The 12,910-nt window shown below is 68.2% G+C and carries 16 protein-coding genes and 2 tRNA genes; 4 read left to right on the top strand and 14 right to left on the bottom strand.

Annotated features, from left to right (window positions below):
• Nucleotides 1-19: 19 nt before the first annotated feature.
• Complete coding sequence (locus ON30_RS00845; RefSeq protein WP_040703465.1) at nt 20-1,081, bottom strand: nitric oxide synthase oxygenase; 1,062 nt, start codon at nt 1,079-1,081, stop codon at nt 20-22.
• Between the two features lie 694 nt (nt 1,082-1,775).
• On the opposite strand from ON30_RS00845, the gene ON30_RS00850 reads away from it, so the two are divergent.
• Complete coding sequence (locus ON30_RS00850) at nt 1,776-2,843, top strand: alpha/beta hydrolase (RefSeq protein ID WP_040703466.1); 1,068 nt, start codon at nt 1,776-1,778, stop codon at nt 2,841-2,843.
• Between the two features lie 36 nt (nt 2,844-2,879).
• Here ON30_RS00850 and hisC read toward each other — a convergent pair whose 3' ends face one another.
• Entirely contained in the window at nt 2,880-3,956 is a 1,077-nt protein-coding gene (gene hisC, locus ON30_RS00855; protein ID WP_040703330.1) for a histidinol-phosphate transaminase, read from the bottom strand.
• A gap of 157 nt (nt 3,957-4,113) precedes the next feature.
• Here hisC and ON30_RS00860 point away from each other — a divergent pair, with 157 nt between their 5' ends.
• From ON30_RS00860 to ON30_RS00870, 3 genes are all read left to right on the top strand, one after another.
• Nucleotides 4,114-4,824, top strand: a complete 711-nt coding sequence (locus ON30_RS00860; RefSeq protein ID WP_040703331.1) for a dienelactone hydrolase family protein — start codon at nt 4,114-4,116, stop codon at nt 4,822-4,824.
• Nucleotides 4,825-4,918: 94 nt separating this feature from the next.
• Nucleotides 4,919-5,008: transfer RNA gene (locus tag ON30_RS00865), tRNA-Ser, on the top strand.
• A gap of 35 nt (nt 5,009-5,043) precedes the next feature.
• A tRNA-Arg gene (locus tag ON30_RS00870) sits at nt 5,044-5,119 on the top strand.
• A gap of 94 nt (nt 5,120-5,213) precedes the next feature.
• Here ON30_RS00870 and ON30_RS00875 read toward each other — a convergent pair.
• The 12 genes from ON30_RS00875 to ON30_RS35790 are packed head-to-tail and all read right to left on the bottom strand — an operon-like array spanning nt 5,214 to nt 12,910.
• A complete protein-coding gene (locus ON30_RS00875; RefSeq protein ID WP_040703333.1) occupies nt 5,214-6,365 on the bottom strand; it encodes a site-specific integrase in 1,152 nt (383 codons plus the stop codon).
• Nucleotides 6,365-6,538, bottom strand: coding sequence for a helix-turn-helix domain-containing protein (locus tag ON30_RS39985; RefSeq protein ID WP_169334862.1), 174 nt, complete (start codon nt 6,536-6,538; stop codon nt 6,365-6,367). Before ON30_RS39985 ends, ON30_RS00875 begins: the two co-directional genes overlap by 1 nt.
• 13 nt (nt 6,539-6,551) lie before the next feature.
• The gene (locus ON30_RS00880; RefSeq protein WP_040703335.1) at nt 6,552-8,237 is read right to left on the bottom strand and encodes a replication initiator; all 1,686 of its coding nucleotides are present in this window, start codon (nt 8,235-8,237) and stop codon (nt 6,552-6,554) included.
• Nucleotides 8,234-9,259 carry a hypothetical protein gene (locus ON30_RS00885; protein ID WP_040703336.1) on the bottom strand — a complete coding sequence of 342 codons (1,026 nt, stop codon included), beginning with the start codon at nt 9,257-9,259 and terminating at the stop codon, nt 8,234-8,236. The genes ON30_RS00880 and ON30_RS00885 overlap by 4 nt, the downstream gene beginning before the upstream one ends.
• Complete coding sequence (locus ON30_RS38660; protein WP_157183563.1) at nt 9,256-9,429, bottom strand: hypothetical protein; 174 nt, start codon at nt 9,427-9,429, stop codon at nt 9,256-9,258. The genes ON30_RS00885 and ON30_RS38660 overlap by 4 nt, the downstream gene beginning before the upstream one ends.
• Nucleotides 9,426-9,764: a hypothetical protein gene (locus tag ON30_RS00890; RefSeq protein WP_157183564.1), complete on the bottom strand. Its 339-nt coding sequence runs from the start codon at nt 9,762-9,764 to the stop codon at nt 9,426-9,428. The genes ON30_RS38660 and ON30_RS00890 overlap by 4 nt, the downstream gene beginning before the upstream one ends.
• Nucleotides 9,761-9,961, bottom strand: coding sequence for a hypothetical protein (locus ON30_RS00895; protein WP_040703338.1), 201 nt, complete (start codon nt 9,959-9,961; stop codon nt 9,761-9,763). The genes ON30_RS00890 and ON30_RS00895 overlap by 4 nt, the downstream gene beginning before the upstream one ends.
• Entirely contained in the window at nt 9,961-10,203 is a 243-nt protein-coding gene (locus ON30_RS00900) for a hypothetical protein (protein WP_040703339.1), read from the bottom strand. The genes ON30_RS00895 and ON30_RS00900 overlap by 1 nt, the downstream gene beginning before the upstream one ends.
• Nucleotides 10,200-11,567 carry an FtsK/SpoIIIE domain-containing protein gene (locus ON30_RS00905; RefSeq protein ID WP_051028793.1) on the bottom strand — a complete coding sequence of 456 codons (1,368 nt, stop codon included), beginning with the start codon at nt 11,565-11,567 and terminating at the stop codon, nt 10,200-10,202. The genes ON30_RS00900 and ON30_RS00905 overlap by 4 nt, the downstream gene beginning before the upstream one ends.
• On the bottom strand, nt 11,564-11,815 hold the full coding sequence (locus tag ON30_RS00910; RefSeq protein WP_157183565.1) for a hypothetical protein: 252 nt from the start codon (nt 11,813-11,815) through the stop codon (nt 11,564-11,566). Before ON30_RS00910 ends, ON30_RS00905 begins: the two co-directional genes overlap by 4 nt.
• The gene (locus ON30_RS00915) at nt 11,815-12,051 is read right to left on the bottom strand and encodes a hypothetical protein (protein ID WP_040703342.1); all 237 of its coding nucleotides are present in this window, start codon (nt 12,049-12,051) and stop codon (nt 11,815-11,817) included. The genes ON30_RS00910 and ON30_RS00915 overlap by 1 nt, the downstream gene beginning before the upstream one ends.
• A 1-nt stretch (nt 12,052) precedes the next feature.
• A complete protein-coding gene (locus ON30_RS35790) occupies nt 12,053-12,910 on the bottom strand; it encodes a DUF2637 domain-containing protein (RefSeq protein WP_051028794.1) in 858 nt (285 codons plus the stop codon).

Raw genomic sequence — 12,910 nt, forward strand, 5'->3', positions numbered from 1 at the left:
CCTTTCGGTCGCTAAGTTGTCAAGACTGGTCTTCCCGCCGGACGAAATTGGGGCGCAGATCGTCATCCGGCGCGTCGAAATAGCGGTGGAAGGTCGGGGTCAGACCGGAGGAGATCGGCGGATTCACCCAGGACCAGTCGGTCGGACAGGTGCGTCCCGCGCTCTGCTCGCGCGTGACGTGATCGCAGAACTGCTTGGCCACCGTGTGGTGGTCCACGATGTGCACGCCGGCCTTGCGATAGCTGAACAACACCGCTTTGTTCAATTCGATCAACGCCTGATCGCGCCACAGCGTGCGGGCGTGCGAGGTGTCCAGTTCCATCATGTCGGCGATCAGCGGCAGCATGTTGTAGCGATTGGTGTCGGCGAGATTGCGCGCGCCGATCTCGGTGCCCACATACCACCCGTTGAACGGCGCGAATGGATAGGTCACCCCGCCGATCTCCAGATTCATGTTCGAGACCGCCGGAACCGCGTGCCATTTGAGTCCAAGACCGGCGAACCAGTCGAAATCGGGGTGTTCCAGGTCGACTTCGCGATTGAGTTCGGTCGGCACGTCGAACCAGCGGATCGGCTCGTCGGGGGTGCTGATCAGCACGGGCAACACGTCGAAAGGCGTTCGCGCGCCGCGCCATCCGAGTTTCATCGCGAATTCGGTGATCGCGATGTGGGCGGCGTCCCCGGTGACGGTGCCGTCGCCGTTGCGATATCCGGCGTAGCGGATCAACTGCGGGCTGATGATGCGGTGTTCGCCGCCGTCGAGTGCGCGCGGCGGGCCGACCGAGATCGTGGACTGCACCGCGCCGCCATTGGTGGCGAGTTCGAGATGCTGCCAGCACACTTCCGCGAGATCGCGGGCGGTGCGGACCTGGCGGGCGTCGACGAGTTTGAGGGAGCGCCAATGTTTGCGGCCGACGCAGCGGGCGTGATTGCGCCAGGCGAGTTTGGCTCCGACCAGGATTTCCTCACTGGTCTGTGAATAGTCGCCGTGCTGTTCGAGCAGGGCCAGGGCATTGCGCCTGCGACGGTCGGGCAGGTGCGCCAATTCGGGCTGTCGGAAGAATTCGTCGCACTCGCGCAGGCGTCGGCGTAGTTCGACTCCGGAAAGCTGTGTGTCGGTGCTGTTCTCGGGCTGCGGAACGGGTAACACAGGGTTCAATTTTTCTTCTCCGGGCTGGCATCGGTGGTGCGGCCGAACGGGCGGATATCTACTTCGCTCAGGAATCGACGCGATGCCGCCGCGGGTGGTCCGCGCCCGCCGATGCCGGGCAATTGCCCGCCGGGTCTCCGCGGTTCGGCGGGTGGCGCTGTCCGGTCCGGGCGACCGGTGCTCGCGCGACCGCGCACAGTGCCGTGACCTGGTGGCACGGCAGTGGTGTGTGCGGTCATCTGAATCCCCATCGACGCCGGAACGGCCCGTTCAGCAGACTAGGCGGGGTGTGCTGACCATGTGCCCGGATTCGCGGTTATTCCACCGGTTTCGACACTGTAGAAAATGGCATCGACCGGTCGGTATGCATAGGGGAGCAAACCGGGAAACGGAAGAATGCCCATCGGTCTCGACCGGCGCGGATGCGTGGGATATCCGCCGGTGAATTCCTACCGCCCCGTTTATGCGGTCGGAAACGGGGAGGCAACCCGTTATTACACGGAAGTGCTGCGGCGGATGAGCGAACAGTGTCGGTTGACACCATCGTCGACAGTCTGTTGTGGTCGATGACGAAACGTTCTCCAGTGCCCGGGGAACACCGGTACTCGTCAGTATCGTGGGCGAGATGACGAGCAAGCTGTTCCGACGGGACGCGCGACGTCGGTTCGGCATCGCCGCGACGACCACGCTGATCCTGCTCGGTGGCGCGCTCCCAGCGGCGTCCGCCGACCCGGTCGTGCCGCCCACCGGATCTTCGACCGAGCAGGACACGCCACCGCCCGCCGAGCCCACCACCCCCGCCCCGCTGCACTCCCGGATCGCCCGCGTCGAACCGATCGATGATCGTTGGCTGCGCGTCTTCGTGGACTCGCCCGCCATGCGCCGCACCGTCGAGGTCCAAGTTCTGCTCCCGCGCGATCAGTCGACCTCGCGGCCCACGGTCTACACGCTCGACGGGCGCAGCGCCAAACCGGACAGCAACAACTGGACCAACCGCGGCGGGGCCGCCGAGTTCTTCGAGGACAAGGCCGTCAACGTCGTGCTGACCGTCGGCGGCCCCGCGAGCTTCTACACCGACTGGCGCGCCGACGACCCCGTGCTCGGCACCAACAAGTGGGAGACCTTCCTCACCCGCGAACTCCCGCCGTTGCTCGACGAACGCTTCCGGGGCGACGGCCGCAACGCGGTCATGGGCGTCTCCATGGGCGCGGAGGCGGCGATGATGCTGGCCGTGCGGGCGCCCGCCCTGTACAGGTCCGTCGCCGCGCACAGCGGGTGCTACTCCATGAGCACCGAACCAGGCCAAGCCCAAGCCCGCGCGATCGTGGCGACCTACCGGGGCGACCCGGACAACATGTTCGGCGAACCGGACGACCCGCAATGGGCGGCCCACGACGTGGTCGAACACGCCGACGCGCTGCGCGGCAAGGCCCTGTACGTGTCCACCGGCAGCGGCCTGCCCGGCAAATTCGAGACCCCGGACAACCCGGACACCCCGAACAGCATCGCCTTCGGCGGTCCGCTCGAAGCGGGCGCGGGAGTGTGCACGCGCAGACTGGTCGACCGCTTGGACGAACTCGACATCCCCGTCACCGCGCACTTCCGCGGCACCGGCACCCACTCGTGGCTGTACTGGGCCGAGGAGTTGGGGCTGTCGTGGCCGACGGTGGCACGTGGGCTCGGACTGACCTAATTCCGCGGACCCGGGCAGACCTCGGTCGAGCGGTCCTCAGGCGAAGCGGGCCGCGACCGCCGGATCGGTGGCGAAGGCGAGGAATTGGTCGTTCTCGTGCGGGTCTCCGATGGTCACCCGGACGCCGTCGACACCGTAGGGCCGCACCAGCACACCGGCCGCCGCGCTCGCCTCACCGAAATCGACGCTGCGCGCACCCAGCGGCAGCCACACGAAATTGGTCTCACTCGGCGGCACCCGGTAGCCGGCGGCCAGCAGCGCGTCGCGCACACGGTGCCGTTCGACCACCAGCGCGTGCGTGCGGTCCAGCAGTTCGCCTCTGGCCTCGAGCGAGGCGATGGCCGCCGCCTGGGCCACCCGGTTGACGCTGAACGGGATGTGCACCTTCAGCAGGGCCGTGATCACCTCGGGGTCGCCGACCGCGTAGCCCACCCGCAGCCCGGCCAGCCCGTACGCCTTGGAGAACGTCCGCAGCACGAGGACGTTGGGGCGGTCGCGGCCGAGTTCGACGCCGTCGGGGCGGTCCTCGGGGGTGAGCCGCAGGTACTCGTAGTACGCCTCGTCCAGGACAACCAGCACGTGCGGCGGGATCCGGTCCAGGAAGGCCACCAGCGCCGCGCGGCCGACCGCCGTGCCGGTGGGATTGTTCGGATTGCAGACGAAGACCAGGCGCGTGCGTTCGGTCACCGCGTCGGCCAGGGCGTCCAGGTCGTGCACGTCGCCCTCGGCCAGCGGCACCGGCACCGAGGTGGCGTTGCCGACCTGGGTGACGATCGGATACGCCTCGAAGGACCGCCACGCGTAGACGACCTCGTCGGTGGGGGAATCGCAGGTGATCTGCACCAGTTCCTGCAACAGCGCCACGCTGCCGCAGCCGACGGCCACGTTGGCCACCGTCACCCCGAGGAATTCCGCCAGTGCCGCGCGCAGTTCGCCGGACTGGTTGTCCGGGTAGCGGTGCGCGAGTTCGGCGGCTTCGCCGATCGCCTTGGCGGCGGTGGGCAGCGGCGGCAGCGTCGTCTCGTTGCTGGCCAGCTTGACCGCGCCGGGGTTGCTGCGGCCCGGGGTGTACGCCGGGATCGAGGCGAGATCCGGCCGGATGTGCGGTGTCACCCCCTCACCCTAGGCCGCGGCCCGAGACCCGCCGCACCCGAACCCCGGTAGCGCGAATATGTCCCGAAGCCGACGGCGGGGCGGAAAAATCGGCGGCGATCAGCCGCTCTACAGGGAATTTCTCGCGAATTCCGAGCCCGCGACCTAGGCTGGTTCCATGTCGGGCGTCTATGACGATATTGCCCCGCTACGTGGTGGCGAGGACCGCGCCGAGCAGGCCACCGCGAACACCAGGGTGCCCGTCACGGTGGTCGAACCGGAGGGCAACGCGCGTGGCGGCATCGTCCTGCTGCACGAATCCCGGGAGTTCACCGGATCGCTGTCGGAACTGATGAAAGCGCTCGCCGCCGAGGGGTGGACCGTGATCGCCCCGAACCTGTTCCACCGCGCCGAGACGGGCCCCGGGCGCGAAGTCTTCGGCGATGACCTGTTCGACGATTTCGACGCCGCCTTCGACTGGCTCGTCGACCACGGGGTCTTCCCCGACTGCATCGGCGTGCTCGGCTTCGACCACGCGGGCACCGCGGCCTTCCTCGTCGCCACCAACCGTCCCGTCGGCGCGGCCGTCAGCGTCGCCGCCGCGGGCATCGTCGAACCGCTCACCGAGACCGCCGAGGCGCTCGTCCAGGTCGCCCCGGATCTGCAAGCCCCGTGGCTCGGCCTGTTCGGCGCCGACGATCCCGCCACCCCGCCCGACGACATCGACAAACTGCGCGACGCCGCGGCCCGCGCCTCGGTCGCCAGTCTGGTCGTGAGCTACCCCGGTCCGCGCCACCGCGCCGACGCCCCCGACAGCGGCGAGGAAGACCTCGTCGGCATCGACTCCCAGACACGCATCTTCGACTGGTTCGACAGCAATTTACGCTGAACAACCAGGCGTTTTGTTATCTCGCACCACGCTCAGGTAACCTTTCTGCTCGGCGGTTCGGAAAGGAACCGGTGCCCTCGAACAGAAGGCTCCAGGAGGCGTGCCAGAGCGGCCGAATGGGACTCACTGCTAATGAGTTGTCCCTTCACGGGGACCGGAGGTTCAAATCCTCTCGCCTCCGCCACCACCCGGTCCGCCGGGTGACAACTGAATAACCATGCGCCCGTAGCTCAACGGATAGAGCATCTGACTACGGATCAGAAGGTTAGGGGTTCGAATCCCTTCGGGCGCACCACGAAGTGCCTCCCACCAGCAAGTCCCGGTGGGAGGCACTTTCGTATCCGAGCCAGCGGCCCCGGATTCCTTACTTTCCCCGTACAAACGAGCCGTTACTTTCCGTCCGCGTACCGGTCGAGGGTCCCCCGAACGTCCGGCCCCTGAGTCTGGCGCTGGAGGTAGTGGTCCTCGGTGGTCGAGAGCTTCGCATGGGACAGCTGGGCCTGAGCCTGCGCCGGACCGAGAGCATCGCGCACGACCGTGGCGACCGTCCGGCGGAAGCTGTACGGAGTCACCCAGCGCAACTCCTCGGGCAGCGCCGCGCGCAGCGAACGCCGCATGTTCGCCAGACTCACCCAGCCGCCATCCCGATTGCCGAACACCGGAGAGTCCGGCCCCGCAGCATCACCGAACAGCACCGTGAGCGCCTCCACGGCCAGCCGAGGCAGAACCACGGTATGAGGTGGCGCGTCCCCCTTCCGCTTCTCCTGGCGATGCACAGCCACCTTCTCGGCCTTGCCGTGGTCGACCAGCGTCCCCGAGACCGTCATGGTCGGCGGATCGGACAGCAGATCGACATCCGACCACCGCAGCCCCAGAACCTCATTCGGTCGGCACCCGGTCGAACCGATCACGTCCACGAACTCACACAGCAACCGCCCTGGCTTCGGACCGCTGACGCCCGGACGATCCCGGTAGGCCCGAACCGCCGAACGAACCGCGGTGAACTGCTCGGCCGTCAACGCCCGCGCCGGAACCTTCTTGCCCTTCTTGCGGGCGACCTCCCGGAGCGGATTGACCGGAAGCACCTCATGGCGCACCGCCAGCGAGTACATCTGGAGCAGCATCGTTCGCAGCGAGCGAGCCTGCGACTTAGGCAACGTCGACAGATACCGATCGGCGCGACTGGTCGACAGTTCCCGCACCCTCAGCGAGCCGAGTTTCTCGGTGCCGTGCCGCTCCCATGTGTCCCGGTAGGCCCTGACCGACTGCCGGACCAACTCATCCTTGGTCGACAACCAGAACTCGAAAAGCTCATCCAACGACGTCTTCTCGGTGATCACAGCCCCGGTGACAGGCGCGGTCCGCCGCTTCAGATGACGCAGCAGGTTCCGGCGCGCGTCCTCCTCGCTGGAGCCGCCACGTTCGACCTGCCGACGCTTGCCGTCCTCATCGCGGACGTACGCCGACGCCACGAACTTGCCGCCCGAGGGAGTGACCGTGATCTTGCCCCACTCACCAGGGGCCATCCTCTGACGCGGCATCAGGCAGCTTGGTCGAGTCCGGCGATGTAGTCGGTCACGGCCTGTTCGGTGACGAATCGGCGGCGTCCGATCTTCACCGAACGCAGCGCGCCGGACCCGATGAGTTCGTAGTACTTGCTGTGCCCGATCGGGATCAGCTTGCGGACCTCGGTCTCGTTGAGCAGTTTCGACATGATGTGCCCCCTTCTAGGCTGCCTGTGGGATGGCTGGAAGGTCGTGGGTGCCGGGTGGTCCGGCGGCGAGGAGGGCGCGGTCGTATTCGGCGCGCCAAGCGATGCGTTGAGCGATCGCGGACATGATCAGGTGGTCGCGGGGTGGCACGTTCTTGTCGCCGTTCTCGACCGGGGTCACGATGACGTGGGAGCGGTCCGGTTTGACGATCCCGACCGCGCGGAGCAGTTGCCGGACGAACTCGGCGCGATCGGCTTTGTGGTCGGGCAGGGTCTTGTTGGACCAGCGGCGCGAGACCAGCACCCGCCGACCGGGAAGCCCGAGGGTGTCGCGGCGGTGCGCTTTGGACTTGCAGCGACCCGCCACGGTCTTCGCGGTCGCGCCTTTGGGGGTGATGCCGTAGCGCAGCCACACCCCGCAGCGCGGGGAGCACGGGGTCCGGCACAACTCGTCGTGGAGCCGGTCGTAGTGGATCGCGGTGCGGGTGGAGTCGGTGTCGAGGACTTCGGACACCGATTTGGTGAGGTATTTGGTGACGTAGCCGATGGCCCGGTCGGCTTTGGGGCCGGGGATATAGCCCTTCATGTGGCCGGGGTCCATGTGCTCGCCGAAGCGCACCACGTACGCGGGTTCGAGGTCGTCTACGGAGTCCATGACGTCGAGGGCCTGATCCCAGGTCGGCAGAAGTGCCCCGGAGTCGGGGTCAACGAATCCGCCCGCCGTGTGGTCCCAGACCGGCATCCGGTCGCCGCTGTAGACCTCTCGGTCGTGGTGGGGCCACCACACCTGGTGGTAGGTCGCCGCCGTCACCAACCGAAGGATGTCGCGGCTGATGGCCGAGCGCAGCAACAGGTGAAGGTGTGGCGCGCCCCGGCGTTGGGGTTCGACGGTGGCGAAGTACTGGACGTCGTAGCCGACCACGCGGCGCAGGTTCTGGATCCAGCGGTCGACCAGCTTGGAGAAGTGCACGATGTCGCGGGCGGCGCGGGCGTAGTCGTAGGTGGAGGGGTCGCGGGGCGAACCGTCGCCACAGACCTTCCCCTCGGCGTCGGTCGCGCCGTCACGGTTCATCGGCCCGTAGGAGGGCATGGTCAGGGTGACCATCATCGAGGACCGGTACCCGCCGATCTCTCTGCCGACCGTGGTCTTCTCGACCTTCTTCCTGGGCAGGTCCGGGGCGTCCTGGCGTCGACGGGTGGAGCGCTGACGCCGGTCGGTGGGGGTGGCGTCGAAGGCGGGCAGCCGTCCCCGGAAGCCGGTCTCGCGCAACTCGGCGTCGAGACTGGTGGCGATGTCGCGGATGGCCTCGGCCGATTCGATGTCCCCGATCTCGGTGGCTTCGCGGTACTGGACGTACAGGTCCGAGCGCGCCCGCAGCAGATCCTTCTGCGCGTCGCTGGCCGCATCGGGGGTGTTGACCGGTTCACGGTCGAGGTGCCAGCCCTCCCGGCACTGCGTCATCCGCAGATAGCGGGCCTTGGCTGCACACGACGGGCACACCGAGGCCACGGTGGATTTGCAGGGTGAGCCGACGTAGGAGACGGTCAGGGTCTTGGGGTCCTCAGTGCGCATCGGGACCGGGCGACGGCACACGGTGTGCTCGTCGGCGAGGTCTTGGGCGACGGACCGGAAGTCCGGCAGGGCACGACGCTGGGCCGCAGTCTGCCGGACCGGCACCGACGCATCGTCGGTCGAGTTCACGCGGCCTCCTGATGATCGGTGACGGCAGGCCCCGAAACGCAGCCGTACGGGGAGCAGCCCGGACCCTCGTCGTCTTCTTCTTCGGCGAGGTCGGCGGCATAGTCGAACAGGTCGAGTTGCCGGTCTTTCCATTCGGTGCGGGTGATCCGGTCGATGGGCGCGATGTCGAGCGGCAGGCAGGAGCGGTGCAGGAACGCCTGGCCGCGCAACGGTTCGGCGGAGGCCCCGCCCGAACGAATCGACCGGTCGAAGGCGACCGCGTCGGCCCATTCGGTGGGGTGGTTGTCGCGCAGGTCGCGCCAGTAGGGGTTGCGGTGGTGAGGGCAGCCGATGCACGCCGATTTCACGGTGTGGCCCCATCCGGTGCGGCGTAGGTAGCGTTCGCAGTCGGTGCGGGACATGCCGAGTTCGAGCAGTGGGAATCGTTTGGTCGTGTATTTGTTCTCGCGGCGGTCGTTGACCCGCTGGATCTCGTCGGTGGAGAACCCGATCCACTGTTCGGCGTAGCGGCCTTTGGGGACTCGCAGGTAGCGGGGTGCGGGCGCGCCGAGCAGCATCCGGACCGCGCGGTTGATGGGGGCGATCTTGTACTCCGATGTGCACTGCCGCCGTCCGAGCCCTTCTCGCTCCCGGCGGGTGGCCAGGCGTTCACGGTGCCCGACGATCACGGTGTAGCCGTCGGGGTCGGTTTCGGTGATCTCCTCGCGAATGGTCGTGCCCTCGGGGGCCAGGGTGTAGTAGGGGATCGAGACGAACCGGTGATCCGGATCGAGGGAGTCTCTGCGCAGGTTGCCGTTACCGACCCGGTGCAGGGGGATACCGACCTGGCCGAACTCGGCCTCCAGACGCTCGACCTGGGAGTAGACGGCCGGGGGTTCCCACCCGGTATCGGCGAAGATCGCCCCATCCAACCGACCGAAATCATCGAGTTCACCACGCACGGCCATCAACGCCAGGGTGGTCGATTGGACACCGGCCCCGAGCGAGAGCAACCGCAACATGGGAGTAACGGTGTCGGTCATCGTCGGTCCTCCTCGCTCGGAGCATCGAATAACGACATCTGACCTTCGGTCGGGGCGTAGAGCTTGGCCGGGACAGGCCCCGCCACCGCGCCGCGCCGCTTGCGAACACCGGCCGCAGCCTTGGCGACGATCGGGTTCGTTCGCGGGGCGGTAGGTTCCGGGGTACTCATGCCGTCCACCTGTCGGAACCGGCGAGGTCCGTGCGGACCGGGGCGGTCGGGACAGTGGAGCGCCCGGACCGGGTCAGGGCATCGGAGATCACGCCCCGCAGCACACCGACGAGGGCGGTCGCGTCCGCCAGTGTCATGTCCAGGTGGACCACGGCGGCGAATCCCTGTTCCGTGTGGACGGTCACCTGGACCATGTCCGTGCCGTCGGGGCTGGTGTAGTGGCTGGCGAAGACTTCGCCGGTATCGCGGAGACGGCCCCGATCGGCCGAGACGGTGACACGTCCGAAGTCGGGCAGGTGACTCGGTCGCCAGGAGACGCGGACCGGTGTGTTCATGCCGCCCACCCTCCGTCGTCGTCGGTGGTGTCGAGATCCCAGACCGGCAGGTGACCGGTCTCCGCGACCAGGGCGACCGCGACCGCCAGCGGGTCGGCACCGCGCCGTTCGAGGTGTCCGCGACGACGGGAGGCGAGGTCGATCACGTTGTCGACGTAGGCGGTATCGGCGGTTCGGGTGTTGTTGTGGCGCTTCACTATTCGGTTCCTCCGGTCGGATCGTTGTCGTGTTCGTCGCGTTCGATGGCGCGGCAGCAGTCGCACAGGACGCGGTCGCCGTCGTAGAACCAGCCGACCTGTGCGGAGCGGTCGTTGAGGTAGCTCACGGCCTGGGGGATGGAGTCGAAGCAGATGCCCTCGGCCTCGTGTTCGCTGTAGATGTCGCCGCAGCAGTCGCAGTAGACGACCACGTGAATCTCGGCCACGAATCCCCGCTTCACGCCGCCACCGAGCCCTGTCCGTCACCGGGGATGCCGTCGGCGGCGAACTCGTCCGCGACGCCAAGCGGTTCGGATTCCTCGACGGGGGCGGGAGTGGCTTCGGGGACGGGCGCGGCGAGTACCGGGGTGGGGGTGTAGGTGTCGACGATGGCGTCGGCGGTGTCGTCGGACACCCAGAACGCCCGGACGCGGACGAACTCGTTCGAGCCGTCGTGCCCGACGTAACCGACACCTGGTGTGTGAGCGTCGATCTTGTCGCAGCGGGCACCGCGCGCCCGAGCGCCTTGGCCGTGAACCATGGCGACCTGTGAGGGTTCGTCCAACCGGAGCCCGATGCGGACCGGGAACAACTGCCGGACCGGCATGGTCTCCTTGGAGGGGTCCTGCAACGCCGCGATCACCGACACTGCTGCCGCCCGGCCCTGCGACAACAGGACACCCATGACGCGTTTGAACTCGGCCTGTTCCTCACGCGAGGCATACGCCGACAGCGCCGCCGCCTCATCAATCACGATCACGATCAGCGGCGCGTCCGGCGTCGGGACGTGCTTGCGGACACCGGTCGACCGCATCAGCGCCAACCGTTCCCGCAGGGTCTTCTCCGCCTCGGCCAGCAACGTCAGGATGTCGGGGACATCGGTGGCGAACTCGGCGAAGAGCCGGTCTTCCCCGCGCCCGAACTCCGCGCCGCCCTTCGGATCGGCCATCAGCACCCGGACGAGTCCGGCGAGGATGGCGGGTCCGAGTCCGGCCAGCACCGACCACAGGACCGAGCCTTTTCCGGCTCCGGTGGCCCCGGCGAGCAGGATGTGTCCGTAGAGGACCCGCAGCCGCCACAGGTCGTGGTCTTCGGTCACCCCGACCGGTATCGCCTCGAGATCCACCGGGACGGAGGAGTCGACCGGTGGGAGCGGTACAGGGGCCGCGAGGGTGTCGAAGGTCCGCAGGTCCAGGCGGACCGCGCCGGGGTGCGGGAACGACACCGACACCTCCGGCACCGCGAGGGCCTTGGAGAGCTTGTCGCAGACGGTCTCGCTGGCCCAGTCCTCCGACGAATGGCCCGCCAGCATCAGCAGATCAACGCGCAGGCCGTGGGCGGTGTACACCCAGTCCTCCACCGGCGGGAACCCGACATCGAGCGACCCGAGTTTCAGCGTCTTGAACAGGTGGGCGCGGCGCTGGGGATCGGCCAGCACCGCCACCGCCAACCGCAGATCCAGCGGAGCGAGCTCGACCGCTTCGGCGACCTCGGCGGACTGCGCCGAGTGCGAGACGCCCTCGGAGGCGATCGTGCGCAGCCACCACAGGCCCGAGGCCCCCGTGGCCAGGCCGCTGGCCAGCATGACGGTTTCGGCGATACTCATCGTGCGCTCCCATCGAATTCGGTTGCCCGGCAGAACATCACGCACCCCGACACCACCGGCGCGACAGACGCGGCGGTCGGGACGGGGGCGGTCGGGGCGGTGGTGTCCACCGGGGCGGGGGTCGGGTTTTCGGTCGCGGTCGCGGCGGGGCGGACCGGTTCGCGGGCGGGCGGGGTCGCCAGGACCCCGGCACCGGCGATCACGGTCACCGACGCGCACACCGCCGTCACCAGAGCGGGAGTACGCATCACACCACCGCCTTCACAGCGGCGCGCAGGTCGTGTTCGGCCACCGCATCGGCCAACCCGGCGAGCAGGGTCCGGGCATCGGTGATCGTGAGCGAGAGCGCCGAGCCGAGCCCGCCGAGTTCGGCGACGACTCGCGGCGGCGAAGCCGGGTCCTCGGCCAGGGCGTGGGGACGGTAGACGACCTGCCCGATGTGGATGTCGGGCATCGCGGTCAGCATCGAGGGAAGCGAGTACATGTCAGTGACTCCCAGCAGGGATGGCGATCGGCAACATCGGTTGCGTCGGTCGCGAGGAACGAACAGGAACCACCGGCACCGGGACCGCAGCGGCCACCCGCAACGGCGCGGGTTCAGGCACAGGAGTGGATTCGGGAGCCGAGACCGGCTCAGCGACAGCAGATTTCGGGGTAGCGGACTTGGCGTACTTCGCCGCCGTCGCGGCCGACACCCCGAGTTCCCGAGCGATCTCGGCGAACGATTTCCCGGCGGCGCGCAGTTCGACAGCGCGAGCCACCACCGCCGGATCACGCCGAGACGACGACGGCTTACGGGCAGGCTTCGCACGACGCACCAGCACCGGAGCGGGAACGGATTCGACAGGAGGAACCGGGACGGGATCGGTCGAGACAGGCTCACCCGCAACCGACACCGGCACCACCACCGACTCCCCGACCGAGCGTTGCGAGGCCCGGAACAGCAGCGCCAACCCGTGCGTATCCGCCAGCAGCGATATCGGAGCCACCGCCGCGACGATCGCAGCCGCCCACCCCGGCAGCGGGTGACCCGAGGCGACCGCGTGCAGGGAATTGCCCGCCACGCTCACCGCCGCGCCGATCACCAACACCGCCAGGAAGAACCGACGCTCCGACCGGCCCGGCGAGACCAGGACACCGAACGTCGCCAACAGGATCGTTCCGTCAACGATCAACGGGAACAGCCACGCATCACGCGCCGGGACCCGCGCCAACACGGCCAGATCCGCCAGGGTACTGAAGGACAGCCGGAACGCCGCCACCCCGACCGCCACGATGATGACAGCGGCGGACCAGCGCGCCCAACGCATACCCGCCCCCGACAACCGCTGATCCGCCGCCAT

This window comes from Nocardia takedensis NBRC 100417, assembly GCF_000308695.1.
GTDB lineage: Bacteria > Actinomycetota > Actinomycetes > Mycobacteriales > Mycobacteriaceae > Nocardia > Nocardia takedensis.